Origin of the sequence: Rhodoferax sp. TS-BS-61-7, assembly GCF_002943465.1 — a bacterium.
In the GTDB taxonomy this organism is placed as follows: Bacteria; Pseudomonadota; Gammaproteobacteria; order Burkholderiales; family Burkholderiaceae_C; genus Allorhodoferax.
In genome coordinates, this window is the sequence record NZ_PTQY01000002.1 from 373,287 (window position 1) to 397,935 (window position 24,649).

27 protein-coding genes and 1 tRNA gene are annotated in these 24,649 nt (G+C 60.9%); 19 read left to right on the plus strand and 9 right to left on the minus strand.

Features of this window, described 5'->3' with window-relative positions; translation table 11 throughout:
• Positions 1 to 38: 38 nt before the first annotated feature.
• The 17 genes from C5F53_RS07615 (at position 39) to C5F53_RS07695 (ending at position 17,652) form a co-directional block, all read left to right on the plus strand.
• On the plus strand, positions 39 to 1,199 hold the full coding sequence (locus tag C5F53_RS07615; protein WP_105260757.1) for an extracellular solute-binding protein: 1,161 nt from the start codon (positions 39 to 41) through the stop codon (positions 1,197 to 1,199).
• An 87-nt stretch (positions 1,200 to 1,286) separates the two neighbouring features.
• Complete coding sequence (locus C5F53_RS07620; RefSeq protein ID WP_105260758.1) at positions 1,287 to 2,387, plus strand: ABC transporter ATP-binding protein; 1,101 nt, start codon at positions 1,287 to 1,289, stop codon at positions 2,385 to 2,387.
• 8 nt (positions 2,388 to 2,395) lie between these two features.
• Complete coding sequence (locus C5F53_RS07625) at positions 2,396 to 3,316, plus strand: ABC transporter permease (RefSeq protein WP_105260759.1); 921 nt, start codon at positions 2,396 to 2,398, stop codon at positions 3,314 to 3,316.
• A 10-nt stretch (positions 3,317 to 3,326) separates the two neighbouring features.
• Positions 3,327 to 4,178 carry an ABC transporter permease gene (locus C5F53_RS07630; RefSeq protein ID WP_105260760.1) on the plus strand — a complete coding sequence of 284 codons (852 nt, stop codon included), beginning with the start codon at positions 3,327 to 3,329 and terminating at the stop codon, positions 4,176 to 4,178.
• Positions 4,179 to 4,223: 45 nt separating this feature from the next.
• Positions 4,224 to 5,693 carry an aldehyde dehydrogenase gene (locus C5F53_RS07635; RefSeq protein WP_105260761.1) on the plus strand — a complete coding sequence of 490 codons (1,470 nt, stop codon included), beginning with the start codon at positions 4,224 to 4,226 and terminating at the stop codon, positions 5,691 to 5,693.
• A gap of 98 nt (positions 5,694 to 5,791) precedes the next feature.
• Positions 5,792 to 7,120 (plus strand): type III glutamate--ammonia ligase, encoded by a 1,329-nt coding sequence (locus C5F53_RS07640; protein WP_105260762.1) that lies wholly within the window; start codon positions 5,792 to 5,794, stop codon positions 7,118 to 7,120.
• 292 nt (positions 7,121 to 7,412) lie between these two features.
• Positions 7,413 to 8,744 carry an isocitrate lyase gene (aceA, locus tag C5F53_RS07645; protein WP_105260763.1) on the plus strand — a complete coding sequence of 444 codons (1,332 nt, stop codon included), beginning with the start codon at positions 7,413 to 7,415 and terminating at the stop codon, positions 8,742 to 8,744.
• Between the two features lie 273 nt (positions 8,745 to 9,017).
• Positions 9,018 to 10,931, plus strand: coding sequence for a threonine--tRNA ligase (gene thrS, locus C5F53_RS07650; RefSeq protein ID WP_105260764.1), 1,914 nt, complete (start codon positions 9,018 to 9,020; stop codon positions 10,929 to 10,931).
• Between the two features lie 88 nt (positions 10,932 to 11,019).
• Entirely contained in the window at positions 11,020 to 11,610 is a 591-nt protein-coding gene (gene infC / locus C5F53_RS07655) for a translation initiation factor IF-3 (RefSeq protein WP_105260765.1), read from the plus strand.
• A 165-nt stretch (positions 11,611 to 11,775) separates the two neighbouring features.
• Positions 11,776 to 11,979, plus strand: coding sequence for a 50S ribosomal protein L35 (gene rpmI / locus C5F53_RS07660; RefSeq protein ID WP_094481090.1), 204 nt, complete (start codon positions 11,776 to 11,778; stop codon positions 11,977 to 11,979).
• Positions 11,980 to 12,004: 25 nt separating this feature from the next.
• A complete protein-coding gene (gene rplT / locus C5F53_RS07665; protein ID WP_105260766.1) occupies positions 12,005 to 12,364 on the plus strand; it encodes a 50S ribosomal protein L20 in 360 nt (119 codons plus the stop codon).
• Between the two features lie 136 nt (positions 12,365 to 12,500).
• Positions 12,501 to 13,571 (plus strand): phenylalanine--tRNA ligase subunit alpha, encoded by a 1,071-nt coding sequence (gene pheS, locus C5F53_RS07670; RefSeq protein ID WP_105260767.1) that lies wholly within the window; start codon positions 12,501 to 12,503, stop codon positions 13,569 to 13,571.
• Between the two features lie 51 nt (positions 13,572 to 13,622).
• Positions 13,623 to 16,058 (plus strand): phenylalanine--tRNA ligase subunit beta, encoded by a 2,436-nt coding sequence (pheT, locus tag C5F53_RS07675; protein WP_105260768.1) that lies wholly within the window; start codon positions 13,623 to 13,625, stop codon positions 16,056 to 16,058.
• Between the two features lie 34 nt (positions 16,059 to 16,092).
• The gene (locus C5F53_RS07680; protein WP_105260972.1) at positions 16,093 to 16,428 is read left to right on the plus strand and encodes an integration host factor subunit alpha; all 336 of its coding nucleotides are present in this window, start codon (positions 16,093 to 16,095) and stop codon (positions 16,426 to 16,428) included.
• 102 nt (positions 16,429 to 16,530) lie between these two features.
• Entirely contained in the window at positions 16,531 to 16,980 is a 450-nt protein-coding gene (locus tag C5F53_RS07685) for a MerR family transcriptional regulator (protein ID WP_105260769.1), read from the plus strand.
• 37 nt (positions 16,981 to 17,017) lie between these two features.
• Positions 17,018 to 17,094, plus strand: a tRNA-Pro gene (locus C5F53_RS07690).
• Between the two features lie 132 nt (positions 17,095 to 17,226).
• Complete coding sequence (locus tag C5F53_RS07695) at positions 17,227 to 17,652, plus strand: DNA-binding transcriptional regulator (protein ID WP_201740816.1); 426 nt, start codon at positions 17,227 to 17,229, stop codon at positions 17,650 to 17,652.
• A 23-nt stretch (positions 17,653 to 17,675) separates the two neighbouring features.
• Here the strand turns inward: C5F53_RS07695 and C5F53_RS07700 are convergent, their stop codons facing one another.
• The 8 genes from C5F53_RS07700 to C5F53_RS07735 are packed head-to-tail and all read right to left on the minus strand — an operon-like array spanning position 17,676 to position 22,817.
• Positions 17,676 to 18,005 (minus strand): hypothetical protein, encoded by a 330-nt coding sequence (locus C5F53_RS07700; protein ID WP_105260770.1) that lies wholly within the window; start codon positions 18,003 to 18,005, stop codon positions 17,676 to 17,678.
• Positions 17,992 to 18,570, minus strand: a complete 579-nt coding sequence (locus C5F53_RS07705) for a thymidine kinase (protein WP_105260771.1) — start codon at positions 18,568 to 18,570, stop codon at positions 17,992 to 17,994. Before C5F53_RS07705 ends, C5F53_RS07700 begins: the two co-directional genes overlap by 14 nt.
• Positions 18,571 to 18,610: 40 nt before the next feature.
• A complete protein-coding gene (locus C5F53_RS07710; protein WP_105260772.1) occupies positions 18,611 to 19,501 on the minus strand; it encodes a phosphatase PAP2 family protein in 891 nt (296 codons plus the stop codon).
• 45 nt (positions 19,502 to 19,546) lie between these two features.
• On the minus strand, positions 19,547 to 20,125 hold the full coding sequence (locus C5F53_RS07715) for a hypothetical protein (protein WP_105260773.1): 579 nt from the start codon (positions 20,123 to 20,125) through the stop codon (positions 19,547 to 19,549).
• A complete protein-coding gene (locus C5F53_RS07720; protein ID WP_105260774.1) occupies positions 20,118 to 21,245 on the minus strand; it encodes an exonuclease domain-containing protein in 1,128 nt (375 codons plus the stop codon). Before C5F53_RS07720 ends, C5F53_RS07715 begins: the two co-directional genes overlap by 8 nt.
• Positions 21,246 to 21,251: 6 nt before the next feature.
• Positions 21,252 to 21,797, minus strand: a complete 546-nt coding sequence (locus tag C5F53_RS07725; RefSeq protein WP_105260775.1) for an NUDIX hydrolase — start codon at positions 21,795 to 21,797, stop codon at positions 21,252 to 21,254.
• An 8-nt stretch (positions 21,798 to 21,805) separates the two neighbouring features.
• Positions 21,806 to 22,501 carry a fumarylacetoacetate hydrolase family protein gene (locus C5F53_RS07730; RefSeq protein ID WP_105260776.1) on the minus strand — a complete coding sequence of 232 codons (696 nt, stop codon included), beginning with the start codon at positions 22,499 to 22,501 and terminating at the stop codon, positions 21,806 to 21,808.
• Positions 22,502 to 22,514: 13 nt separating this feature from the next.
• Positions 22,515 to 22,817 carry an antibiotic biosynthesis monooxygenase gene (locus tag C5F53_RS07735; protein WP_105260777.1) on the minus strand — a complete coding sequence of 101 codons (303 nt, stop codon included), beginning with the start codon at positions 22,815 to 22,817 and terminating at the stop codon, positions 22,515 to 22,517.
• A 72-nt stretch (positions 22,818 to 22,889) separates the two neighbouring features.
• Between C5F53_RS07735 and maiA the strand changes: the two genes are divergently transcribed.
• Positions 22,890 to 23,543, plus strand: coding sequence for a maleylacetoacetate isomerase (gene maiA, locus C5F53_RS07740; protein ID WP_105260778.1), 654 nt, complete (start codon positions 22,890 to 22,892; stop codon positions 23,541 to 23,543).
• Positions 23,540 to 24,352 carry a peptidoglycan editing factor PgeF gene (gene pgeF / locus C5F53_RS07745; protein ID WP_105260779.1) on the plus strand — a complete coding sequence of 271 codons (813 nt, stop codon included), beginning with the start codon at positions 23,540 to 23,542 and terminating at the stop codon, positions 24,350 to 24,352. Before maiA ends, pgeF begins: the two co-directional genes overlap by 4 nt.
• Here the strand turns inward: pgeF and C5F53_RS07750 are convergent.
• Positions 24,284 to 24,607, minus strand: coding sequence for a hypothetical protein (locus C5F53_RS07750; protein ID WP_105260780.1), 324 nt, complete (start codon positions 24,605 to 24,607; stop codon positions 24,284 to 24,286). The two genes, pgeF and C5F53_RS07750, sit on opposite strands and share 69 nt — an antisense overlap.
• Between the last annotated feature and the right edge of the window lie 42 nt (positions 24,608 to 24,649).

Genomic DNA, 24,649 nt, shown 5'->3' on the forward strand with positions numbered 1-24,649 from the left:
CCGTAACCCAACTCTCTTTTAGTGGAGACATATTCGCCATGAAAAAATACCTCTGGTCTTTTGCACTGACAGCAATAGCCTTGGCTGCTTGCGGTAAAAAAGAAGAAGCTCCCGCTGCTGCGCCTGCTGCAGCCCCGGTGGCCAGCGCACCCGCCGAGCCAGTGAACACCGAAGAAAAGGTGCTCAACATCTACAACTGGCCCGACTACGTTCCAGAGGGCATGATTGCCGCGTTTGAAAAAGAATCCGGTATCAAGGTGAACTACGACACCTTTGAAACCAACGAAGCCCTGCAAGCCAAGCTGGTGGCCGGCAATACCGGCTACGACATCGTGGTCCCCGGCACCGTGTTTGCCAAGGGCCAGATCGAAGGTGGCTTGTTGCAGCCGCTGGACAAGGCCAAGATCAAGAACCTGGCCAACCTGGACCCGGCCATCATGGCGACCCTGACCAAGGCTGACCCCGAGAACAAACACCTGGTGCCATGGGCCTGGGGTTTCACCACCGTGGGCATCAACAAGACCAAAGTGACCAAGGCCCTGGGCAGCCTGCCCATGCCCGAAAACGCCTGGGACCTGGTGTTTGACCCCAAGTACAGCTCCAAGCTCAAGTCTTGCGGCATTGCCTACCTGGATTCGCCCACCGAAATCATGCCCGTGGCGCTGCACTACGTGGGCAAAGACGCGTACTCCAACAACCCCGAAGACTACAAGGTGGCATCCGCCATGCTGGCCAAGGTGCGCAAGGACGTGCGCCTGTTCAGCTCCACCATGATCGACGACATCGCTGGCGGCAAAGCCTGCGTGGCCGTAGGCTGGTCTGGCGACATCAACATCGCTGCGGGCCGCGCCAAGGAAAATGGTTCCAAGGACGAAATCGAATCGCTGCTGCCCAGCACCGGTGCGCTGATCTTCTTTGACACCATGGCCATCACCAAAGATGCCAAGCACCCCAACAACGCCGCTGCGTTCATCGACTTCTACCTGCGTGCCGAAAACGCAGCTTTGATGTCGAATGAAATGAGCTACCCCACCGGCAACAAGGCAGCCATCGACAAGATCAAGCCCGAAATCGCCGGTAACAAGACCATTTTTGTGGAGTCCGATTACTTCGCCAAGATGATTCCCCCCAGCAGCTTCAGCAACGAAGCGCGTGAAGCGTTGGCAACCGCCTACAACGCCTTCAAAAAAGGTAAGTAAAAACTTGGCGTAATGCCAGCCGGGGCTGTTTGTACGCAGGTATAAACAGCCCTTTTTATTGTGTGCGACAGATGCAAAGGCCCTGAGATGACAGTGCAATCCGGAAAACCAGGCTACCTGGTGACAGAGAAGCTGGTGAAACGCTTTGACGAAGCCACCGCCGTGGACGAGGTGTCCTTGTCCATCGCGCAGGGCGAGATTTTTGCGCTGTTGGGCAGCTCGGGGTGTGGCAAGTCCACGCTTCTGCGCATGCTGGCGGGGTTTGAATCGCCCACCTCCGGCCGGATTTTGCTGGGTGGGCAGGACGTGGCCAAGTTGGCGCCGTATGACCGCCCCATCAACATGATGTTCCAGAGTTATGCGCTGTTTCCACACCTGGACATCTGGGAGAACGTGGCCTTTGGCCTCAAACGCGAAGGCCTGCCCAAAGACGAAATCAAGCAGCGTGTGGGTGAGATGTTGGACCTGGTGCAACTCGGTACCTACGCCAAGCGCAAGCCGCACCAGCTCTCGGGCGGGCAACAGCAGCGCGTTGCGCTGGCCCGCAGCCTGGCCAAACGTCCCAAGCTGTTGCTGCTGGACGAACCATTGGGCGCGCTGGACAAAAAACTGCGTGAACAAACCCAGTTTGAACTGGTCAACATTATCGAAAAAGTGGGTGTGACCTGTGTGATGGTGACGCACGACCAGGAAGAGGCCATGACCATGGCCAACCGCATTGCCGTGATGAGCAAGGGCCGTGTGCAGCAAGTGGGTTCACCCGAAGAGGTGTACGAACACCCGGCCAACCGTTTTGTGGCCGACTTCATTGGCAACGTGAATATTTTTGAAGGCCGCCTCAGTATTGATGAACACGACCGCTGCGCCGCTGTGACCGGTATTGGCGAAATCCAGGTAGGCCACGGCGTCAGTGGCACGCTGAACATGCCCGTGGGCATTGCCGTGCGCCCCGAGAAGATCGAAATCAGCAAGGTGCGACCCGATGTGGCGGTGAACCTGTTCACCGGCCGGGTCAAGGAGATTGCCTACTTTGGCTCCTACAACACCTACATCGTGGTGGCCACCGACGGCACCAAGGTGAAGATCACCGAGGCCAACACCTCGCGCCAGGAGCTCAGCGACATCACCTGGGAAGACGATGTGTACTTCTGGTGGGGTGATCGCTCTGCCATCGTGTTGCGCGATTGAGGTACGCCATGGCACAACTCTCCCTTTCCATGCCCGGCCGCCGCCTGGTTATAGGCGTGCCCTACGCCTGGCTGGTGGTGTTCTTCCTGCTGCCGTTCCTGATCCTGCTTTACATCAGCTTTGTGGACATGGGTAGCGACATCCACCCCTTCAAGCCGATCTGGGACAGCACCACCGGGCTCTTGAAGCTCAAGTACGAGAACTACTGGTCCATCTTCCGCAACAGCGAAGACGGGGCCCTGTTCCAGACCATCTACATCGAAGCCTATTTGCGTTCCATCTGGTATGCACTCTGCACTGCGGTGTTGTGTCTGGCGATTGGTTACCCGTTTGCTTATTTCATCGCCCGCTCGGCCCCCAGTGCCCGCCCGGCGCTCTTGATGATGGTGATGCTGCCGTTCTGGACGTCGTTTTTGCTGCGCGTCTATGCCTGGAAGGGCATTCTGGCGGACCAGGGCGTGGTCAACCAGGTGTTGATGGCACTGGGGCTGACCAGCGAGCCGATCCAGATGCTGTACACCAATGTGTCCATGTTGGTGGGCATGACCTATGTGTACCTGCCCTTTATGGTGCTGCCGCTGTACGCCAACCTGGTGAAGATGGACTTCCGCCTGCTGGAGGCCGCCTACGACCTGGGCACCACGCCCTTCAAGGCCTTCTGGCTGGTCACGGTGCCGCTGTCCAAGGCGGGCATCGTGGCGGGTTTTATGCTGGTGTTTATTCCTGCGGTGGGTGAATTTGTGATCCCTTCGCTCCTGGGCGGGCCCGAGAACATCATGATCGGCCGTGTGGTCTGGGACGAAATGTTTACCAGCAACAACTGGCCCCGCGCCACGGCGCTGGCGGTGGTGATGATTGCGCTCATCATCGTGCCGTTGGCCGTTTATTACCACTACACCGGCGACAACGACACGTCCGGCAAGGCATGAGGGGCAGGCCATGAAACCGTGGATTGAAAAACACTTTGGCAAGGGCTGGATGGCCCTGGTCTACCTGTTCCTGTACATGCCGCTGATTTTTATGGTGGTGTTCTCGTTCAACAGCACCCGCCAGGACGCGAACTTCACAGGTTTCTCGCTGCGCTGGTACGAGGCGCTGACACGCGACACCAAAATCGTGGAAGGCTTCTGGCTCTCCATCCAGGTGGCCACGGTCACCGGGGTGTTGTCGGCCGTGCTGGGCACCTTTGCGGCCTTTGTGCTGGTGCGTTACCGCCGTTTTCTGGGGCGCACGGTGTTCTCCGGCATGGTGAATGCGCCGCTGGTGATGCCCGAGGTGGTGATTGGCCTGTCGCTGTTGTTGCTGATGGTGGGGGCGCAAAACCTCATGGGGTGGCCCGAGCGCGGCATGCTGACCATCATTCTGGGCCACACGCTATTGGGCATGGCCTACGGCATGGTGGTGGTGCAGTCACGCCTGCTGGAGGTGAACCGCTCGCTCGAAGAAGCCGCCATGGACCTGGGCGCCAAGCCCTACGAGGTGTTTTTCCTGGTCACGCTGCCCAATATTGCGCAGGGCATTCTGGCGGCGTTTTTGCTGTCGTTCACGCTGTCGTTTGACGATGTGGTGATTTCGGAATTCCTGTCTGGCCCTGGTGTGAGCACCTTGCCCCAGGTCATCTTCAGTTACGCGCGTCGCGGCATCAACCCCACCATTTACGCGGCCGCCACGCTGCTCATCTTTACAGTGACGATTGTCATCATCAGTTACAGCGTGTGGGTAGCGCGGCAGACGCGCAAACGGGAGCGTGAAATTGCCGCAGCTACCCGGGCCGAAAGCGCCCCGCGCTGAAAAACCGCCGTCCCGCTGCGGGCGGCTTACAAGAACGAGGACGACATGAGCCAATTGCAGTTTGATGGGCGCGCCGTGATTGGTGGCCAGCGTGTGGCCGCCCTGAGTGGTGCCACGTTCCCGTGCATATCGCCGGTGGACGGGCGGGTGTTGACCGAGGTGGCGCAGTGCGGCGCGGCCGACATTGACCGTGCGGTGGGCGTAGCGCGTGCCGCCTTTGACGACAAGCGCTGGCGTGGCCTGCCACCTGCGCAGCGCAAACGCATCATGGTCCGCTTTGCCGACCTGCTGCTGGAAAACGCCGATGCCCTGGCCCTGACCGAAACGATGGACATGGGCAAGCCCGTGAAGTACGCACGCGCCGTGGACGTGAACAGCGCATCCAACTGCATCCGCTGGTACGGCGAGGCGGTGGACAAGGTGTACGACGAAATCGCCCCCACGGCCGACACGGCGCTGGCCCTCATCACACGCGAACCCGTGGGTGTAGTGGGCGTGGTGGTGCCCTGGAACTACCCCATGATCATGGCCGCCTGGAAGATTTCGCCGGCGCTGGCCGTGGGCAACAGCGTGGTGCTCAAGCCCAGTGAAAAATCGCCCCTCACGGCGCTGCGCCTGGCGGACCTGGCGCTGGAGGCTGGTATTCCCGATGGTGTGTTCAACGTGGTGCCGGGTTTTGGCCCCGAGGCCGGCTCGCCGCTGGCGCTGCACATGGATGTGGACTGCATCGCCTTCACCGGTTCCACCCGCGTGGGCAAACAAATCCACGTGATGGCCGGGCAAAGCAACCTCAAGCGCGCCTGGACCGAGCTGGGCGGTAAGTCGCCCAACATCGTGTTTGCCGATTGCCCCAACCTCGACCGCGCGGTGGAGGCTGCGGTGGGCAGCATCTTCTTCAACCAGGGCGAGAGCTGCAACGCGCCTTCGCGCCTGTATGTGCAAGACAGCATCAAGGAGAAGTTTCTGGAGAAGGCGTTGGCGTTGGTGCCCGCCTATGCGCCGGCCAACCCTACCTTGCCCGACACGGTGATGGGTGCGTTGGTGGACACGCTGCAGATGAACACGGTGCTGCGCTACATCGAAAGCGGCAAGGCCGAAGGCGCCAAGCTGCTGGCCGGCGGCGAACAGGTGCTGCAGTCCACCGGCGGTTGCTACGTGCAGCCCACGGTGTTTGACGGGGTGCGTGGCGACATGACGATCGCACGTGAAGAAATCTTTGGCCCGGTGCTGTCGGTGCTGTCGTTCAGCGACACGGCCGAGGTGGTGCGCATGGCCAACGCCAGTGTCTATGGCTTGCAGGCCGGTGTGTGGACCAGCGACCTGAACAAGGCCCATGGTGTGGCGCGTGCGCTGCGCGCCGGCACGGTGCACGTGAACCAGTATGACGAAGACGACATCACCGTGCCGTTTGGCGGCTACAAACAAAGCGGGGTAGGGCGCGACAAGTCCCTGCACGCCTTCGACAAATACACCGAAACCAAGACCACCTGGATTCGCATCGACAGCCCGGTATGAGCCCCGTCACCCGGGCCACAGTGATGGCTTGGGGACTTCGTTCACTCCTTTTTTGATAGCTGCTTGCGCATATTCCATAAGGGCTAGAGGCCAATTTCATGCATAACTACGCTGATACCATCCGTACCCTGCAAGCCCAGGGTGTGCACTCCGTACTCACCCAGTTTTGTGATCTCCATGGTGTGGCCAAGGGCAAGCTGGTGCCGTTGGAGAAACTGCAGGAGTGGGTGGAGGTGGGCGCAGGTTTTGCCGGCCCCAGTATCTGGGGTACGGGCTTGCCGCGCATGGGGCCACGCAGCGAGTACTACGGGCGTGTGTTGCCCGAGTCCCTGCAGGCGCTGCCTTTTATGCCGGGTGTGGCGCGTGCCGTGTGTGATGGCTTTGCCGGCCGTGAGGCGCTGGACACCTGCTCGCGCCAAGTACTGAAGGCAGCCGTTGCCCAACTGGAGGCGCGTGGCTGGCGCATGTGGGTGGGTATTGAGCCGGAGTTCTTTTTGCTGCGCCAGGTGAACGGCGCCTGGCAGGTGGCCGATGCGCAGGACCAACTGGACAAACCTTCCTACGACCTCAAGTCCATCCACCGCAATGCGGCCTACCTGGAGGACATGCGCAGCACGCTGGTGCAGCTGGGTTTTGAGCTGCAGCAGATCGACCACGAAGACGCCTGTGGCCAGTACGAAATTAACTACCGTTTTGACCACGCGCTGGCCGCGGCGGACCGCTACATGCTGTTCAAGCTGGCCGCCCACGCGGTGGCCGAGCGCCATGGCATGGTCTTCAGCGCCATGCCCAAACCCTTGGCGCATGCGCCAGGCAGCGGCTTGCACTTTCACATCAGCATCACCGACGCGCAGGGGTGCGCAGTGTTCGCTGAGCCCCAAGGTGACTTGGGGCTCAGCCCTGCGGGGCACCAGTTTGCCGCCGGCTTGCTGCGCCATGCTGATGCGCTGGCCGCGCTGTGTGCGCCCACCGTCAATAGCTACAAACGCCTGGCCTCCAGCGACAGTGCCTCGGGCACCACCTGGTCTCCCGTCTGGAAGGCCTATGGCGCCAACAACCGAACCTGTTTGGTGCGCGTGGTGGATGGTCGGCTGGAGTGGCGCTTGCCCGACCCGTCGTGCAATGTCTACGCCGCCATTGCCGCCACCTTGGTGGCCGGTTTGCAAGGCATAGACCGGGCCCTGCAGCCGCCTGCACCGGTGGCCGACGATTTGTACCAGCGTGCCCAGGCGGGTGACGCGTTGCCACCAAGCTTGCCGGCCGATCTGAACGCGGCGCTAAGGGCGCTGGATCAGGACGCGGTGTTGCGCCAGGGCGTGGGAGAGGCGTTTTGTGCGCAGTTTCTGCAGCTCAAGCGGGCCGAATGGGCTGCGTTTTGCCAACACATCAGCCCCTGGGAGATGGCGCGGTACGCGCAGACCTTCTAACGTGTCCCGGCTTGGTGCATACCAGGGCTGCCGCATTTCGATATGCGTCAGCCCTTTTCTTATTGTGAAATTGACAATGAGATTTTCCACGGCTTGTATTCCATATACATGTCTTTAATTTTGTATTGAGAAATGAGTCATCTAAGTTGTTGATTTGTAATGAATAAATTTATGTCTTATATAAGACATAAGATTAAAAATATGTCTTATATAAGACATAGAATTCATCCATGGGCACCAGAATTGCAAGGCAAACGGTGCGCAGCCAATCAACCAACCTAGGAGTGTTCTCATGCCGCAATCCATCAACGAACAATTGAGCCGCGAACAACAAATCGCTGCACTGGAAAAAGACTGGGCGACCAACCCCCGCTGGAAGGGTGTGAAGCGCGGTTACAGCGCTGCCGACGTGGTGCGCCTGCGCGGTTCGCTGCCTATCGAGCACACGCTGGCCAAGCGCGGTGCTGAAAAGCTGTGGGACAAGATCAACGGCGGCGCCAAGAAGGGCTACGTCAACGCGTTCGGCGCCATCTCCGCCGGCCAGGCCATGCAACAGGCCAAGGCTGGCCTGGAAGCCGTGTACCTGTCGGGCTGGCAAGTGGCCGCTGACGGCAACACCTCCGAAACCATGTACCCCGACCAGTCGTTGTACGCCTACGACTCGGTGCCCACCATGGTGCGCCGTATCAACAACACCTTCAAGCGCGCGGACGAAATCCAGTGGGGCCGTGGCATTAACCCCGGTGACAAGGAATTCATCGACTACTTCCTGCCCATCGTGGCCGATGCGGAAGCCGGTTTCGGCGGCGTGCTGAACGCGTTCGAACTGATGAAGAACATGATCCAGTCGGGCGCTGCTGGCGTTCACTTTGAAGACCAACTGGCTGCCGTGAAGAAGTGCGGCCACATGGGCGGCAAGGTGCTGGTTCCTACCCAAGAAGCCTGCGAAAAGTTGATCTCCGCACGTTTTGCGGCCGACGTGATGGGTGTGTCCACCATCGTTCTGGCCCGTACCGATGCTGAAGCAGCCAACCTGATCACGTCGGACCACGATGCCAATGACAAGCCTTTCCTGACCGGCGAGCGCACGCAAGAAGGTTTCTACCGTGTCAAGAACGGTCTGGAACAAGCCATCAGCCGTGGCGTTGCTTACGCGCCCTACGCTGACTTGGTGTGGTGCGAAACCGGTGTGCCAGACATTGGTTTTGCCCGTGAATTTGCACAGGCTGTGCACGCTGCCTGCCCCGGCAAGCTGCTGTCGTACAACTGCTCGCCTTCCTTCAACTGGAAGAAGAACCTCAACGACACACAGATCGCGTCCTTCCAGGAAGACCTGTCTGCGCTGGGCTACAAGTACCAGTTCATCACACTGGCCGGTATCCACATTAACTGGTTCAACACCTTCCAGTTCGCCCATGCATACGCCAACGGCGAAGGCATGAAGCACTACGTCAACATGGTGCAAGAGCCTGAGTTCGCAGCCCGTGACAAGGGTTACACCTTCGTGTCGCACCAGCAAGAAGTTGGCGCTGGTTACTTTGACGACGTGACCACCGTGATCCAGGGCGGCTCTTCCTCTGTGAAGGCACTGACCGGTTCTACCGAAGAAGAGCAGTTCCACTAAGCTGCCTGCTTGCAGCACTGGGCCGGACTTTCGTGAGGGGAGTCCGGCCCTTTTTACTGGGGCGCTTGACTGGGGTTAAAATCTTCAGATCAACTTTGTATAAGAGCGAGAAAGGCAGTTTGGTTATGACACCGCGAACTACACCGGCGACATTCATCAGCGAATAAGGCCGTAGTCCGCGCGCCTTGTGCGCAAGCAGCTACCAAATTCATAGTAAAGCGCGGACCCTTCCGCGCTTTTTCTTTTTGCTCTCGACGCTTTGTTAGGCACACCATGATTCAAATTACGCTCCCCGACGGTTCCCAACGTGAATTCCCCGGCCCGGTCACCGTGGCCGAGGTCGCCGCCTCCATTGGCGCTGGCCTGGCCAAAGCGGCCTTGGCCGGCAAGGTCGACGGCAAGGTGGTGGACACCAGCTACCAGATGAAAGCCAACAGTGCGTTGTCCATCATCACCGCCAAGGACGCCGATGGCCTGGAAGTCATTCGCCACTCCACGGCCCACTTGCTCGCCTATGCCGTCAAGGAGCTGTTTCCTGAGGCTCAGGTCACCATCGGTCCTGTGATTGAACATGGCTTCTTCTACGACTTTTCGTACAAGCGCCCATTCACGCCGGAAGATTTGGTCGCCATCGAGAAGAAGATGGCGCAATTGGCCGCGTTGGATGAGCCCGTGGTGCGTCGTGTATTGCCGCGTGATGAAGCGGTGGCTTATTTCAAGAGCCTGGGCGAGCATTACAAGGCAGAAATCATCGCCAGTATTCCTGCCAATGAAGATGTCTCGCTGTACCGCGAAGGCAAGTTTGAGGACCTGTGCCGTGGCCCGCACGTGCCCAGCACCGGCAAGCTCAAACATTTCAAGCTCATGAAGGTGGCTGGTGCTTACTGGCGCGGTGACCATAAAAACGAGATGCTGCAACGCATCTATGGCACGGCCTGGGCCACCAAGGATGAGCTGCAGCAGCATTTGACGATGCTCGAAGAAGCCGAAAAGCGCGACCACCGCAAGCTGGGCCGCGAGCTGGACCTGTTCCACATTGACGAGCACTCTCCGGGTACCGTGTTCTGGCACCCCAAGGGCTGGACGCTCTGGCAGGGTGTGGAGCAGTACATGCGCAAGGTCTACCAGGACAACGGGTACCTCGAAGTCAAAGGTCCGCAGATCCTCGACAAGAGCCTGTGGGAGAAGACTGGGCACTGGGACAAGTACCGCGAGAACATGTTTGTCACGGAGTCCGAAAAGCGGGATTACGCGCTCAAGCCGATGAACTGCCCTGGGCACATCCTGATCTACAAACACGGCATCAAGAGTTACCGTGACCTGCCGCTGCGCTTTGGCGAGTTCGGCGCTTGCCACCGCAACGAGCCCTCGGGTGGCCTGCACGGCATCATGCGCGTGCGCGCCTTTACCCAGGACGATGGCCACATCTTCTGTACCGAGGACCAGATCCAGGCGGAAGTGGTGGCCTTCACCACGCTGCTGCAAAAGGTCTACAAGGACTTCGGTTTCACCAACATCATCTACAAGCTGTCGACACGCCCCGAAAAACGCATCGGCACCGAAGAAAGCTGGGACCGTGCTGAGCATGCCTTGGCCGAGGGCTTGCGTGCATCTGGCTGCGACTTCGAATACCTGCCGGGTGAGGGCGCTTTTTACGGCCCCAAGATCGAATACACCTTGAAAGATGCGCTGGGCCGCCCCTGGCAGTGCGGCACCATTCAGGTCGACCCCAACTTGCCCGAGCGTCTGGACGCTGAATTTGTGGGCGAAGATGGTGCGCGCCACCGCCCTATCATGCTGCACCGCGCCATCGTCGGCAGTCTGGAGCGTTTCATCGGCATCCTGATTGAAGAGAGTGCTGGCGCCTTGCCGGCCTGGCTGGCTCCGGTGCAAGTGGCGGTGCTCAATATCACCGACGCACAGGCCGATTACTGCCGTTCCGTGGCTAAAACGCTGCAAAATCAAGGGCTTAGGGTCAATTTAGATCTGCGCAATGAGAAAATAACCTATAAAATACGGGAGCATTCGATGCAAAAGCTGCCGTATTTGGTCGTCATTGGCGACAAAGAGATGGCAGCAGGCGCCGTCGCAGTGCGCGCCCGGGGTGGTCAAGACCTCGGTGCAATGTCCCTTGATGCCTTTGTTCAAAGAATCACGAGTGACATTGCCAACAAATCAGCGGCTTGAGGTTGTACCCAAGAAAACCCGGTTTGACGGCGTGTACTGTGCGGCAATCGCTACTATTTGTGTAGCAAAAATTGTGAAGGATTGAGCCATCGCTACTGAATTTCGTGACCGCCGTCAGCGTGAAGAGCGCAAACACCGTCTAAACCGGGAAATCATGGCCCCAGAGGTTCGCCTCTCTGGCCCTGAAAATGAACCGCTTGGTGTCGTTAGCCTGATGGAAGCCCTGCGTATGGCAGGCGAGCTGGATGTTGATCTGGTTGAAATTGCCGCGACTGCTAACCCGCCTGTGTGCCGGTTGATGGACTATGGCAAGTTCAAATACCAGGAACAGAAAAAGGCAGCGGAAGCGAAAGCCAAGCAGACGGTCATTGAGATCAAGGAAATCAAGTTCCGCCCGGGGACCGATGACGGCGACTACAACATCAAGATGCGCAATATCCGGCGTTTCTTGGCCGATGGCGACAAGTGCAAGATCACTTTGCGTTTTCGGGGTCGCGAAATCACCCACCAGGAAATTGGTTTGGCGATGTTGCAGCGCATGCGCGACGAACTGGGCGACACCATCCTCGTTGAGCAATTCCCGAAGCTGGAAGGCCGCCAGATGATCATGATGATCGCCCCCGGCCGTAAAAAGCCCGGTGGTGGCGCACCCAAGCCCGCAGCGGAACCTGCGGCCTAAATTCTCTCGGCAGGTCTGGTCACCTGCTGGGGTGAACGGCGAATCTTTGGATTCGCCACACCAGTGGAGCGGTCAAACGCTCCACTTTAAAAGTGGCTCGGGGCCAACAAGGCTGGAAGTAGTTTTCCAGACGCCTCACGAGCACAAACGAAAAGGAGCATTTACATGCCCAAAATGAAGACCAAGAGCGCGGCGAAGAAACGCTTCCGCGTCCGTCCAGGTGGCACCGTCAAGCGCGGTCAAGCCTTCAAACGTCACATCTTGACCAAGAAGACCACTAAAAATAAACGCCACTTGCGCGGCTCCACTGGAGTTCATGAGACCAATATGGGTCACATGGCACAGATGCTGCCCGGTCGTGGTATTTAATTAACGACGAACAAGGAGTAATCTCATGCCTCGCGTCAAACGTGGTGTAACGGCTCGCGCCCGCCATAAAAAAGTTCTGGCCCTTGCAAAAGGTTTCCGTGGTCGCCGCGGTAATGTCTTCCGTGTTGCCAAACAGGCAGTAATGAAGGCTGGGCAATATGCCTACCGTGACCGTCGTACCAAGAAACGTGTCTTCCGTCAGTTGTGGATCGCGCGTATCAACGCTGCGGCCCGCCAATGCGGTCTGACATACAGCCAGTTTGCCAATGGTCTGAAGAAAGCAAACATCGAGATCGACCGCAAGGTTCTGTCCGATATCGCAATCCATGACATGGCTGCTTTTGCTGGCATCGTGGAACAAGTGAAAGCCAAACTGGCTGCTTGAGTTCGCGGCTGAATGCTACTGATTTTGTAGCGTTCTGCGCACCAGAAACAAGGGCTAGCGCTTGAAAAAGCACTAGCCCTTTTTCTTGAAATGGCTTCCGCCATTTCCAATGACATACACAGTCACACAAGAATTTATGACCGAGTTGAACGCCATCGTTGACACCGCCAAAGCCGCCTTCGCGCAGGCCGTGACGCCCGCTGATCTGGAAAATGCCAAGGCCCTGTTTTTGGGCAAGTCCGGTCGCATGACCGAACTCATGAAAGGCATGGCTGCGCTCAGCGTGGAAGAGAAAAAGTCAACCGGTGCTGCGATCAACGTAGCCAAACAGGCGATTGAAGCCGCGCTGACCGAGCGCCGCCAGGCGCTGGCCGATGCTGAGCTGCAAGCGCAGCTGCAAGCAGAAGCCCTGGACGTGACGCTGCCAGGCCGCCAGCGCGGGCAGGGCGGTTTGCACCCTGTGTCGCTGACGCTGGAACGCATCGAGGCCATCTTCGGCTCCATGGGTTTTGAAGTGGCCCAGGGCCCCGAGATCGAGTCCGACTGGTTCAACTTCACCGCGCTCAACACGCCTGAAGACCACCCCGCGCGCTCCATGCACGACACCTTCTATGTCGAAGGTGGCTCGGAGACTGCGCCTAACTTGCTGCGCACCCATACCAGCCCCATGCAGATACGTTATGCGGTGCAACACGTCAAGAAGCATCGCGCTGCCGCAGGTGCCTCCGCCGACGGTTTGTTTTCTGGCGACATGCCCGAGATTCGCGTGATCGCCCCAGGCCGCACTTACCGTGTGGACAGCGACGCTACCCATTCCCCCATGTTCCACCAGTGCGAAGGCCTGTGGGTGGGCGGGAACGTGAGCTTCAAAGACTTGAAGTTCGTCTTCACCGATTTTTGCCGCACCTTCTTTGAATCGGATGACTTGGTGCTGCGTTTCCGCCCCAGCTTTTTCCCGTTCACCGAGCCGAGTGCCGAGATCGACATCCAGTTCCAGACTGGCCCGCTGGCCGGCCGGTGGCTGGAAGTGGCTGGCTCGGGCCAAGTGCACCCCAATGTGATCCGCAACATGGGCCTGGACCCCGAGAAATACATTGGTTTCGCCTTTGGCATGGGCCCGGACCGCCTGACCATGTTGCGTTACGGCGTGAACGACCTGCGCCTGTTCTTTGACGGTGACATCCGTTTCTTGTCCCAGTTCCAGTAAACCGACAAGCCTTCGCCATCGTCCACCGCCAAATACCTCGCCTGACTGACCATGCAATTTTCTGAATCCTGGCTGCGTACTTTCTGCAACCCCTCCATCTCCACCGCCGAGCTTGCGGAGACGCTCACCATGGCGGGTCTGGAGGTTGAGGAACTCAAGCCCGTCGCTCCTCCGTTTACCAAGATCGTAGTGGGTGAGATCAAAGAGGCTGAACAACACCTCAATGCCGACCGCCTGCGTGTCTGCAAGGTGGATGTAGGTCAGCCCGAAATGCTGAACATCGTCTGTGGCGCGCCCAATGCCCGCGTGGGCATTCGCATTCCCTGCGCCTTGGTTGGCGCCGAACTGCCGCCCGGTGAGGATGGCAAACCTTTTCTCATCAAGGTGGGCAAGCTGCGCGGTGTGGAAAGCCAAGGCATGTTGTGCTCGGCGCGCGAACTCAAGCTGTCCGAAGACCATGGTGGTCTGCTGGAACTGCCGCTGGACGCGCCTTTGGGCCAGGACATTCGCCAGTACCTGGATCTGGACGACACCCTGTTCACCCTGAAGCTCACGCCTAACCTGGCGCATTGCCTGAGCGTGTACGGCGTGGCGCGTGAAGTGGCTGCCCTGACCGGAGCACCGCTGTTCACCTCGCCTATCGCCCCCGTGGCGGTGACAAATCAAGACAAGGTAGCGGTGAAGATTAGCGCCCCCGATCTGTGTGGCCGTTTTTCGGGTCGCGTGGTGCGCAACGTCAACACCCAGGCCAAGACACCCCAGTGGATGGTGGACCGTCTAGCCCGTTGCGGCCAGCGCAGTGTGACCGCGCTGGTGGACATTTCCAACTATGTGATGTTCGAGCTGGGCCGCCCGTCACACATTTTCGATCTGGACAAAATCCATGGCGGTCTGGATGTGCGCTGGGGCAAGCCTGGTGAACAGCTCAAGCTGCTCAATGGCAACACTGTCACCGTGGACGACAAGGTTGGCGTGATTGCCGACGACGCCCAGGTGGAGTCGCTGGCCGGCATCATGGGCGGCGACGCCACTGCCGTGTCCGACGACACGCAGCACATCTATGTGGAGGCCGCATTCTGGTGGCCCAAGTCGATTGCCGGGCGTTCGCGCCGTTTCAACTTCTCCACCGACGCCGGCCACCGCTTCGAGCGCGGTGTGGACCCCGCGCAGACCGTGGAGCACATCGAGCGCATCACACAGCTGATCATCGACATCTGCGGCACGCCAGCCAGCACCTGCGGTCCTGTGGACGACCAAAAAGCGAACGTGCCCACACCTGCGCCCGTCACCCTGCGTGTGGTACGTGCCGTCAAAGTCATTGGCATGCCGCTGACCCAGGCGCAGTGTGTGGACGCCTTGAAACGTCTGGGCTTGCCCGTGACAGAAGGCGAGGGCACGGTGACGGTGACGCCACCCAGCTACCGCTTCGACCTGCAGATCGAGGAAGACCTGATCGAGGAAGTGGCGCGCATGGTGGGCTACAACAACCTGCCGCATACGCCGCCGCTGGCGCCCATCACGGCCAAGATCCGCGCCGAGGCGCAGCGCAGCCCATTTGCCGTGCGCCGTGCGCTGGCTGCCCTGGGTTACCAGGAAACCATCAACTTCAGCTTTGTGGAAGAGCGCTGGGAGCATGAGCTGGCCGGCAACCCCAACCCCATCAAGCTGCTGAACCCGATTGCCAGCCAAATGAGCGTGATGCGCTCTTCGCTGATCGGTTCGCTGGTGCAGGTGCTGCGCTTCAATGCGGCCCGCAAGGCACCGCGTGTGCGTGTGTTTGAGCTGGGCCGCGTGTTCTTGCGTGACGCATCCGTCAAGAGCACCGACAGCACCGTCGAAGGATTTGACCAGCCCATGCGTATCGCCGGTTTGGTAGGCGGTAGCGCCGACGCACTGCAGTGGGGCCGTAAAGAGCAGGGCGTGGACTTTTTCGACGCCAAAGGTGATGTGGAAGCCTTGTTGGCGCCTCTGAAGCCCGAGTTTGCGCCTGGCACCCATCCAGCCATGCACCCCGGCCGCTGCGCCCAGGTGGTGCTGGATGGCAAGGTGATTGGCCATGTGGGCGAGCTGCATCCCAAGTGGCGCCAATCCTACGAATTGGCGACCGCACCGGTCGTGTTTGAGCTGGTGCTGGACGCCGTGTTGGCCCGCCCCGTGCCCGAGTTCAAGCCGGTAGCCAAGTTCCAGGCCGTGCAGCGCGACATCGCCGTGGTGGTGGCTGACAGCGTGACCCACGCTGCGCTCATGGCCGCCGTGTGGGCCGTGCCTACATCGGGCCTGCTGCGCGACGCCCAACTGTTTGATGTCTACCGACCCAAGCTGGCCAAGGACGCGCTGGCGGCAGACGGTGCGACCGACCGCAGCCTGGCCGTGCGCCTGACGCTTAACAGCGACGAGGCGACGCTGACCGAAGAGCAAATTGAAACTGCGGTGAAAGCTGTGGTGGACCAACTGGTTGCAGCCGTTGCTGCCCGCCAGCGCGTTTGACCTGACCCATTCCCCAGAAAAGGTTCTAGCCACCATGGATTTTTCTGTTGAAAGCCTGGAAACGCCGGCGCTGACCAAAGCCCAGTTGGCCGACATGCTGTTTGAGCAAATCGGGTTGAACAAACGCGAGTCCAAGGACATGATCGACGCGTTCTTCGACCTGATCGCGGCCAGTCTGGTGGACGGCACCGACGTGAAAATCTCCGGCTTTGGCAACTTCCAGATCCGCACCAAGGCGCCGCGGCCGGGCCGCAATCCGCGTACGGGGGAGGCGATTCCGATTCAGGCGCGCCGCGTGGTGACCTTCCACGCCAGCCACAAGCTCAAAGAGCAAATTCAGGACGAAGGCAAGACGGCCAGCGCCGTTTAGCAACACCAGGCCGCCATTTGGCGCCTCTCCGCAAAATGGTCTTTGCATGCGGGCAAAACTTAGAGTAACCTCTGCGCTTTGCCTCGTACAGCATTGATTTCAATGGAGAAAACGCTCCCTCCCATTCCCGCCAAACGCTATTTCACCATCGGTGAGGTGGGGGATTTGTGCGGCGTCAAACCTCACGTGCTACGGTATTGGGAGCAGGAATTCACGCAGCTGCGCCCTATGAAGCGCCGTGGCAACCGCCGTTACTACCAGCACCACGAGGTGCTGATGATCCGCCGGATCCGTGATTTGTTGTACGACCAGGGCTTCACCATCAGCGGTGCGCGCAACAAGATGCAGGAGCTGTTGCAAAACGAGCGCGACAAAAAGCGCAATGGCGAGGTCATGCTCGATGGTTTGGAAGTGGTTGAAGTCGACGACATGGACCTGGACGACTTTGAAGACAGCCAGTTGGTCGATGCCCCGGACCTGCCTGCGATGGAGCTGGTGCAACTCAAGCGTGAATTGTTTGAGATTCGCGAACTTCTTGCGGAAGCTGCCTGAAAGCGCTAAAAACAGAGGTTATAATTCGAGGCTCGATCGGTGTGTGGCGCAGCCTGGTAGCGCACTTGCATGGGGTGCAAGGGGTCGAAGGTTCGAATCCTTTCACACCGACCACGATAAATGTGAAAAGCCTTCAAGCAGTGATGCTTGGAGGCTTTTTTCATTGGAGAATCGTGGGCGCTTGGTTGCAATCAAATGCCAAGGTACTTCATTGATGGACATTCTTTCAGGACTGGTATCTTCCCCATGAGCTCATTGATCAATTCCCTCAAGTCCGAGATCGCCCGCGTGGCCCGCAAGGAGCTCAAGGATGAGTTGCTGGCCTTGCGCAAGGCCGTGACAGCCCATCGCTCCGAGATTGCGGCACTCAAGCGCGAGGTCAAGGCGCTGGCCTCTGCGGTCAAGGCGGGCACACGGGCTTCCAAGGCCCGTGGGCAAGAGGTTCCCGCCGCTGCGGCACCCGGCATTCGCTTTAGTGCAGCGCGTTTTGCGGCACTGCGCGCCAAGCTGGGGCTGTCCCAGGCCCAATTGGCCACGCTGCTGGGCGTGTCCTACCTTTCGGTCCACAAATGGGAAGGCGGCAAGGCCCAGCCCAGGGCCGCCCAGTTGCAGAAGATTGCCGCGGTGATGAAGATGGGCAAACGCGAAGCCGCTAAACAGCTAGAGGCCTGAGCGCAGGCGAGCGCTGGCCCGAACTAGACCAGTGCGATGGCGGTCACGAACAGGGCTTTGACGACTGCCCAGGTCAACAACACCAAGAGCCAGGTTTTCCACCAGACACGCACGGTGTTGAAGGTGTTCTCCGCCATGGTGAACAGGATTGCGGCCACCACGCCAAAGGACGCGCCCAGCGCCAGCCGAAGCGACATGCGTTGCCACAGCTCGCCCACGCCGTCGTCCACCGGCTGGAAGAGGCCCACCACGATGCCAAACACCAGCCACCTGGCCAGGTAGCCCCACCACCGGGTCCACAGGCCCGCGCCCACCTGGGGCCAGGGCGGAGGGGAGATGTCAGATTTGTCCATCGCCAGGCTCCCGGTAAAAGCAGCGAGCGCAGGCCTGCTGGTAGCGTTCATTGCCACCTATCTCCACCTGTTCACCCTCGCGCACTCGCCGGCCCTGGGCATCGATGCGGATGTTCATGGTGGCCTTGCGGCCGCAGGCGCAAATGGTCTTGATTTCTTCGATGTCGTCCGCCAGCGTCAGCAGGTAGGCGGCACCGGGGAAGGGGTTGCCCTGAAAGTCGGAGCGCAGGCCAAAGCATATGGTGGGGATATCTACCGTGTGGGCGATCTGGTGCAGCTGGCGCACCTGGGCAGGCGTCAGAAATTGCGATTCGTCGATCAGCACACAGGCTAGCTGTGTCTGTGGTGTGAGCAGCGCCAAAAAATCGGTAGTCGCATCAAACACCTGGGCTTGGCGTTGGATGCCCAGGCGCGAGGCAATGCTGCCGTGGCCGCTGCGGTCGTCAATGCCAGCCGTGAAGAGCTGCACAGTCTGCCCTTGCTCCTCGTAGTTGTAGGCAATTTGCAGCAGCGAGGTGGATTTGCCGGCATTCATGGCCGAGTAGCGGAAAAACAGTTTGGCCATGGTGCGCAGGAAAGCAGTACGGAAATGGGGTAATCAGGTTTCAGAGTCGAGCCTGTGTGCTGCGGGCAGGGGCAAGCCGCACCGTGCGCAGCACCCAGGGAACCAGGAGGGCCACAAACGCGCCGCTTGCCAGGCCCTTGGTCGCAGACCACAGTGTAGGTTCCCACTGCAGCTGCAGGCCCAGCGTTTTGAGCAATTTTTGTTCACCCCAAAACAGCAGCGCCCCCAGCAGGGCCGCAGCGACGATGCGCGCGGGGCCGCTGGGCGCCGCAAACTGCGTATGCCGCCGATCCCAGTGCAGGCCCGCGGTGGCGGTAGCCAGCCAGGCCGCCAGCATGGGCACGTAGTCCGGTGGCTGACCACCCGGCCAGCTAAGCAGTGCTGCAATAGCCACGCCCACGATGGCAGCCAGCTGCCAGACCAGGGAGCGGTGCAACGGACTGGACTGGCGCAGTGCCCAGGCAAACACCAACAGGCTGGCAACGCCCAGCAACGCACCTGCCAGCACATCCTCCAGGTCGTGCACGCCCAAGTACAGGCGGCTGAACATCACGCCCAGTGCAATTGCGCTGCAGGCCCACCAGACCCAGGTGCGGCGCACCTCCCAGGCCAGCCACATCCAGAGCGACACGGCCATTTGGGCGTGGCCGCTGGGCAGGCCGTAGCTGGCGCCGACCAGGTCGTCCAGGCGAATCTCTAGCGGCGGGCGCGGGTCCCGGAACAGGTCTTTGGCATAGGCGTTGAGCAGTGCGTTGCAGGCCACGACCACCAGCAGGCGAAAGAAGCGCTCCTTGTTCCATACCCAGTAGCCGATCGACATGAAGAACATCAAAAAAGTGGCGTAACCCAGCCACGAAAACGCCATAGCCAGCTGCGTTCCAGCGGCTGAGCGCAGCGGCAGCACCCACTGCAAGTCATGCAGAATGTTCATCGTTTGCTCCTGTTTTTATAGCTGCTTGTGCAATATCCACGGGGGCTAGGCCCCTGTTTTATCCTCAAACAAGGCGACAGCGTTGTGGGCAACCTGCAGCGTGTCGTAGTAGGCATAGGCGCCCACGCTGACCGCACCCAGCAGTGGTACGAAGCGCGATGCGCCCTTGCGCAGCGCCGCCACGGCCAGCATGCCACCCAGCTTTTGCGCCAGCGTCTGCAGCACCTTGACGGTGGTGGGCCGCACCACCACGCGCTCACCCATGCGCACGGCGATGTCGCGGAACAGCTGGGCGGACAGTTGCTTGAACAGGCAGTACAGCAGGTGCTCGCGCGTCAGCGTGGTGTGTTGGCCGTAAATCGCCGCGATGTCCGACACCATCTGCGTCTGCAGCTTCCACACGCCCACCATTTCCGGCAGCACGGTGACCCAGCCCAGCCAGCCGGGCGGCAGCGAGAGCGAGCCCGCCAGCAGGCTGGCCTTGCGCGCGGTGGTTCGCGCAATGGCGTGGGCACGCTCGGCGGGGTGTGCCTGTGGAAGCTCAGCGCTGGCCGGCACCTGCACCACTAGCTCCAGAATCGCGTCGGCCATCTGCGCACGCAACGGCCGGCTGCGTTTAGTCATGGGTTTTCTCCAGGGGGAAGACCGCGCTGTCGCGGCCCATGGGGGCTGCCAAGCGTTTGGCCAGCACTCGGTAGGTTTCCAGGTCAAAGACCAGCGTTTGCCGGCTCTGGTGCACATCGTCCAGGTCTTCGGCAGAGTGCACCGTGGCCACATGGCACCACTGGTCGAATACATGGACATCGGTGCGGCCGGTGCGCGCGTGGTGCTCGCGGATGCCAATGCGGCCAGCGTGCGGCCAGCCTTGCAGGGTTTGCTGCACCAGCTCCACCTGGGACTTTTTGCTGGACTTGCGGTTGTGCAGCGGCTTGAGTTCCTTGACCAAGCGCGTCTGCAACAACAGAGCACCCAGCTCGCCGGCCGTCTCACGCCATTCGACGCGGCGAATTTCTTGCGCAATGCGCGCCTCGCGTGCCACCTTCTCCGCGCTCTGGAAGTGGGCCAACACGCGGGTGCGCATGTTCACACTTTTGCCGATGTAAAGCGGTGTGGGGCCTTCGCCGTAGAACAGGTAGACGCCGGGTGTGTCGGGGATGTCGTCCACCGGAGTTTCGAGTTGGGCTGGTGCGCTGCTGCCGCCACGCAAGAGGGCCGCCGCTTCGCGTTGCACGACCTCGGCACCCAAGTCGGCCTGGGCGAGCTGCAGCCACTGCAGCACCACCTCCACATCGCCCATGGCGCGGTGGCGCGCCTGGGTGTGCAGGCCGTGGCGCTGCATGATGGCGTCCAGCCCATGGCCCTTGTGTTGCGGGTACAGCTTGCGCGACAGGCGCACGGTGCACAGGGTTTGGGTTTTCAGTGGCTTTTCCAGCCGTGCCAGCTCGTGCACCACAAAGCCATGGTCAAAGCCCACGTTGTGTGCCACAAACACGGCACCGTCCAACAGCGCCAGCAGCCGGGGCGCCACCTGGGCAAACATGGGCGCGTCTTCCACCATGGCATCGGTGATGCCGGTCAGGCTCTGGATGAACGATGGGATAGGCATACCGGGGTTCACCAGCGTGCTCCAGCGTGCCACCTCGACGCCGTTTTCAACACGCACTGCGGCAATCTCGGTGATGCGGTCGTGCACTGCGCTGCCTCCGGTGGTTTCCAGATCCAGCAAAACAAAACAGGGCAGCATGGGAAGCTAGACGATGTCTATGGTGTGGATGCCGTACTGGCCCGTGCGTCGGTCGGCAAAGTAGCGCTCCAGGGTTTCCTTGACGGTGCGAAACGCGATCTCGTCCCAAGGGATTTCGTCCTCGCGGAACAGGCGGGCTTCGATGGTCTCGGTGCCGGGGTTGAACTGGTCGCTGGTCAGGCGGGCGCGGTAGAAGATGTGCACCTGGCCCACGCGCGCCACGTTCAGCAGGGTGAACAGCCCTTCCATTTCAAACTGCGCGCCGGCCTCTTCATCGGTCTCGCGCGCGGCACCTTCGGCCGTGGTCTCGTTGAGTTCCATAAAGCCCGCGGGCAGTGTCCACTTGCCAAAGCGCGGCTCGATATTGCGCTTGCACAGCAGCACTTGATCGCCCCAGTGCGGCACGGTGCCCACCACGTTCAGCGGGTTCTCGTAATGGATGGTGCCGCAGGCCGTGCAGATGGCGCGCTCTTTGGTGTCGCCATCGTCGGGCACGCGGTAAACCACCGCGGTGCCGCATTGTTTGCAATGTTGGATCGGGGTGCGCAGCATGAGGGGGCTCAGACCAGCTGCACGTGCAGGGGCTGCAACCCCTCCACACTGGCCAGCAACACGTCGCCACGCACCACGGCGCCCACGCCTTCGGGCGTGCCGGTAAAGATCAGGTCGCCGGGCTGCAGCGTCCAGGCTGCGGACAGCTGCTCGATGGTCTCGGCAATGTTCCAGATCAGTTTGGCGATGGTGCTGCGCTGGCGTTCCTGGCCATTCACCTGCAGCGCAATGGCCGCGCTGTGGATGGCGGGTACCTGGGCCGCAGGGGTGATGGGGCCGATGGGCGCCGAGAAGTCAAAGCCCTTTCCAATGCACCAGGGGCGGCCCTGTTTCTTCATCTCGTTTTGCAGGTCACGGCGTGTCATGTCCAGGCCCACGGCGTAGCCGTAGATGTGCTGGAGGGCATTGGCTGCTGCAATGTTGGCGCCGCCCTTGCCAATGGCCACCACCAGCTCCACCTCGTGGTGCAGGTTGCTGGTTAGCGTGGGGTAGGGCATGGCCACGGTCTGGCCGGCCTCGGCCACCAGGGCCGCGTCGGCGGGCTTCATGAAGAAGAAGGGCGCCTCGCGGCCGGTGTGACCCATTTCCTTGGCATGCTCTTCGTAGTTGCGGCCCACGCAGTACATGCGGTGGATGGGGAAGCGTGCCGACTCGCCCACCACGGGGATGGAGGGAATGGCAGGAGGCGTGACAACAAAGCTCATGGCGCGTTCCCTTTCAGGCCGACTTCACCACCAGGTCAAAGTGCTCCACCACGGGGGGCGATGCGAAGAAGGGGCCCACGATGGCGCGCCATTGGGGAAACAGCGCGCCTTCGCGGAAGCCCACGGTGTGGTCTTCCAGCGTGTCCCAGAAGATTTGCAGGATGTAGCGCTCCGGGCTCTCGATCCCCTTGTTCACCTTGTAGCCCTGGAAACCTTTGGCCTGGGAGATGACGTCGCGCAGGCCGCGGGCGATGGCTTCGTCAAAGGCGGCGTTTTGGCCGGGGTGGATGCGGATGTCGGCAAGTTCCAGAATCATGGGGGCTCCAGGCGGGGGAATGTCGGTAATGGGGTCTCCAATGGTAACGGCTTCGGGTTTATCCTCGCGGGCATGAAGCTGTACAACTACTGCCGATCGTCCGCCTCGTTTCGCGTGCGCATTGCGCTCAACCTCAAGGGCCTGCCGTTTGATTACATCCCTGTGCACTTGGTGCGCGGTGAGCAGCTGCAGGAGGCCCACCGCGCACGCTCGCCCGACGCGCTGGTACCCGTGCTGGAGGTGGATGGCCACACGCTCAGCCAGTCCATGGCCATCATCGACTACCTGGAAGAAACCCGGCCCACGCCGCCCCTGCTGCCCGCCAGCGCGCTGGGCCGCGCCCAGGTGCGGGCGCTGGCGCAAACCATTGCCTGCGAGATCCACCCGCTCAACAACCTGCGCGTGCTCAAGTACCTGAGCGGCACCCTGCAGTGCGATGAAGAGGAAAAAGCCACCTGGTACCGCTACTGGGTGCGCCAGGGCCTGCTGGCGTTCGAGCGCCAGCTGGATGCGCTGAGCGCCCTGGGCCTGCGCCCCACGGCGTTTTGTTATGGTGACGCGCCCACGCTGGCCGACTGCCTGCTGGCGCCGCAAATCTTCAACGCCCGCCGCTTTGACACCGACCTTAGCGGCCTGCCCAAAACCCTGGCCGCGTTTGACGCCTGTATGGCCTTGCCCGCGTTTGACGCGGCCCAGCCCAGCCGCTGCCCGGATTTCACGCCATGAGCGCGCCTGCCCCAGGCGCGCCCGCGGACTGGCTGGTGCCCGACTGGCCCGCGCCCGCCGGGGTCCATGCCCTGTTCACCACGCGCCGCGGCGGCCAGTCCCGCCCGCCCTATGACGGCCTGAACCTGGGCACGCATGTGGGCGACGACGCAGCCGATGTGCAGGCCAACCGCGCCGTGCTGCAGCAGGCCTTGGGCGTGCGGCCCGTGTTTCTGGCGCAGGTGCATGGCACGCAGGTGCAACCCCTGGCGCTTGACACGCCCGATGGCACGGTGGCGGACGCCTGCTTGGCCACCCAGCCCGGCGTGGCCTGCACCATCATGGTGGCGGACTGCCTGCCCATTTTGCTGTGCGACAGCACGGGCACCTGGGTGGCTGCGGCCCATGCGGGCTGGCGCGGTTTGGCCGGGCAGGGCGGTGTGGGTGTGGTGGAGAGCACGCTGGCGGCCATTTATGCATCAAATAAGGCTCTAGCCCCCGTGGATATTGCGCAAGCAGCTCCTGAAACAATAGCGTGGCTCGGCCCTTGCATTGGTCCCACGGCGTTTGAGGTGGGGGACGAGGTGCGCCAAGCCTTTGTGGATGGCATGCCTGAAGCGGCAGCCTGCTTTGTGCCCGCCGGCCCCGGTAAGTGGTGGGCCAACCTGCAAGCCTTGGCACGCCAGCGGCTGCAGGCGGCGGGGGTTAAAGCGGTCTACGGCAACGACGGCAGCACGCCTTGGTGCACCGTCGGCAACCCCTCACGTTTCTTTTCCCACCGGCGCGACCGGGTCAGCGGGCGGCTGGCTGGCTGCATCTGGCTGGACTGAAGCTGTAGCGGCTTCATTGGAAGCAGCCGCAGCCGCATGGGCCGCAATGGCGGCCTCACGCTCCGCCATCTCCTGCGCCCGAATTTTCCGTTTGCGCCCCGGCGTGCCCATGAAATACACCATCAGTGCGATGGGCAGCAGGCCGTACAGGACAAAAGTGACGATGGCGCCCAACACGGTGCCGTTGGAGTTGGTGGCTTCGGCCACGCTCATCATGAGGGCGACGTAGAGCCAGGCGATGGGAATGATGTACATAGGGTTTCTCTTAGCGCATGTCAGGATAGCGCAGGTCCAAGA

Excerpts from the sequence above, each read along its gene's own strand:
- C5F53_RS07625 (WP_105260759.1), top strand. The coding sequence starts at position 2,396 with ATGGCACAACTCTCCCTTTCCATGCCCGGCCGCCGCCTGGTTATAGGC.
- pheT (WP_105260768.1), top strand. The coding sequence starts at position 13,623 with ATGCAATTTTCTGAATCCTGGCTGCGTACTTTCTGCAACCCCTCCATC.
- maiA (WP_105260778.1), top strand. The coding sequence starts at position 22,890 with ATGAAGCTGTACAACTACTGCCGATCGTCCGCCTCGTTTCGCGTGCGC.
- C5F53_RS07695 (WP_201740816.1), top strand. The coding sequence starts at position 17,227 with ATGAGCTCATTGATCAATTCCCTCAAGTCCGAGATCGCCCGCGTGGCC.
- C5F53_RS07640 (WP_105260762.1), top strand. The coding sequence starts at position 5,792 with ATGCATAACTACGCTGATACCATCCGTACCCTGCAAGCCCAGGGTGTG.
- C5F53_RS07735 (WP_105260777.1), bottom strand. The coding sequence starts at position 22,817 with ATGATTCTGGAACTTGCCGACATCCGCATCCACCCCGGCCAAAACGCC.
- C5F53_RS07615 (WP_105260757.1), top strand. The coding sequence starts at position 39 with ATGAAAAAATACCTCTGGTCTTTTGCACTGACAGCAATAGCCTTGGCT.
- C5F53_RS07730 (WP_105260776.1), bottom strand. The coding sequence starts at position 22,501 with ATGAGCTTTGTTGTCACGCCTCCTGCCATTCCCTCCATCCCCGTGGTG.
- C5F53_RS07725 (WP_105260775.1), bottom strand. The coding sequence starts at position 21,797 with ATGCTGCGCACCCCGATCCAACATTGCAAACAATGCGGCACCGCGGTG.
- C5F53_RS07620 (WP_105260758.1), top strand. The coding sequence starts at position 1,287 with ATGACAGTGCAATCCGGAAAACCAGGCTACCTGGTGACAGAGAAGCTG.
- C5F53_RS07685 (WP_105260769.1), top strand. The coding sequence starts at position 16,531 with ATGGAGAAAACGCTCCCTCCCATTCCCGCCAAACGCTATTTCACCATC.
- C5F53_RS07630 (WP_105260760.1), top strand. The coding sequence starts at position 3,327 with ATGAAACCGTGGATTGAAAAACACTTTGGCAAGGGCTGGATGGCCCTG.
- C5F53_RS07680 (WP_105260972.1), top strand. The coding sequence starts at position 16,093 with ATGGATTTTTCTGTTGAAAGCCTGGAAACGCCGGCGCTGACCAAAGCC.
- pheS (WP_105260767.1), top strand. The coding sequence starts at position 12,501 with ATGACCGAGTTGAACGCCATCGTTGACACCGCCAAAGCCGCCTTCGCG.
- C5F53_RS07635 (WP_105260761.1), top strand. The coding sequence starts at position 4,224 with ATGAGCCAATTGCAGTTTGATGGGCGCGCCGTGATTGGTGGCCAGCGT.
- C5F53_RS07720 (WP_105260774.1), bottom strand. The coding sequence starts at position 21,245 with ATGCTGCCCTGTTTTGTTTTGCTGGATCTGGAAACCACCGGAGGCAGC.
- C5F53_RS07705 (WP_105260771.1), bottom strand. The coding sequence starts at position 18,570 with ATGGCCAAACTGTTTTTCCGCTACTCGGCCATGAATGCCGGCAAATCC.
- thrS (WP_105260764.1), top strand. The coding sequence starts at position 9,018 with ATGATTCAAATTACGCTCCCCGACGGTTCCCAACGTGAATTCCCCGGC.
- pgeF (WP_105260779.1), top strand. The coding sequence starts at position 23,540 with ATGAGCGCGCCTGCCCCAGGCGCGCCCGCGGACTGGCTGGTGCCCGAC.
- rplT (WP_105260766.1), top strand. The coding sequence starts at position 12,005 with ATGCCTCGCGTCAAACGTGGTGTAACGGCTCGCGCCCGCCATAAAAAA.
- aceA (WP_105260763.1), top strand. The coding sequence starts at position 7,413 with ATGCCGCAATCCATCAACGAACAATTGAGCCGCGAACAACAAATCGCT.
- C5F53_RS07750 (WP_105260780.1), bottom strand. The coding sequence starts at position 24,607 with ATGTACATCATTCCCATCGCCTGGCTCTACGTCGCCCTCATGATGAGC.
- rpmI (WP_094481090.1), top strand. The coding sequence starts at position 11,776 with ATGCCCAAAATGAAGACCAAGAGCGCGGCGAAGAAACGCTTCCGCGTC.
- C5F53_RS07700 (WP_105260770.1), bottom strand. The coding sequence starts at position 18,005 with ATGGACAAATCTGACATCTCCCCTCCGCCCTGGCCCCAGGTGGGCGCG.
- C5F53_RS07715 (WP_105260773.1), bottom strand. The coding sequence starts at position 20,125 with ATGACTAAACGCAGCCGGCCGTTGCGTGCGCAGATGGCCGACGCGATT.
- C5F53_RS07710 (WP_105260772.1), bottom strand. The coding sequence starts at position 19,501 with ATGAACATTCTGCATGACTTGCAGTGGGTGCTGCCGCTGCGCTCAGCC.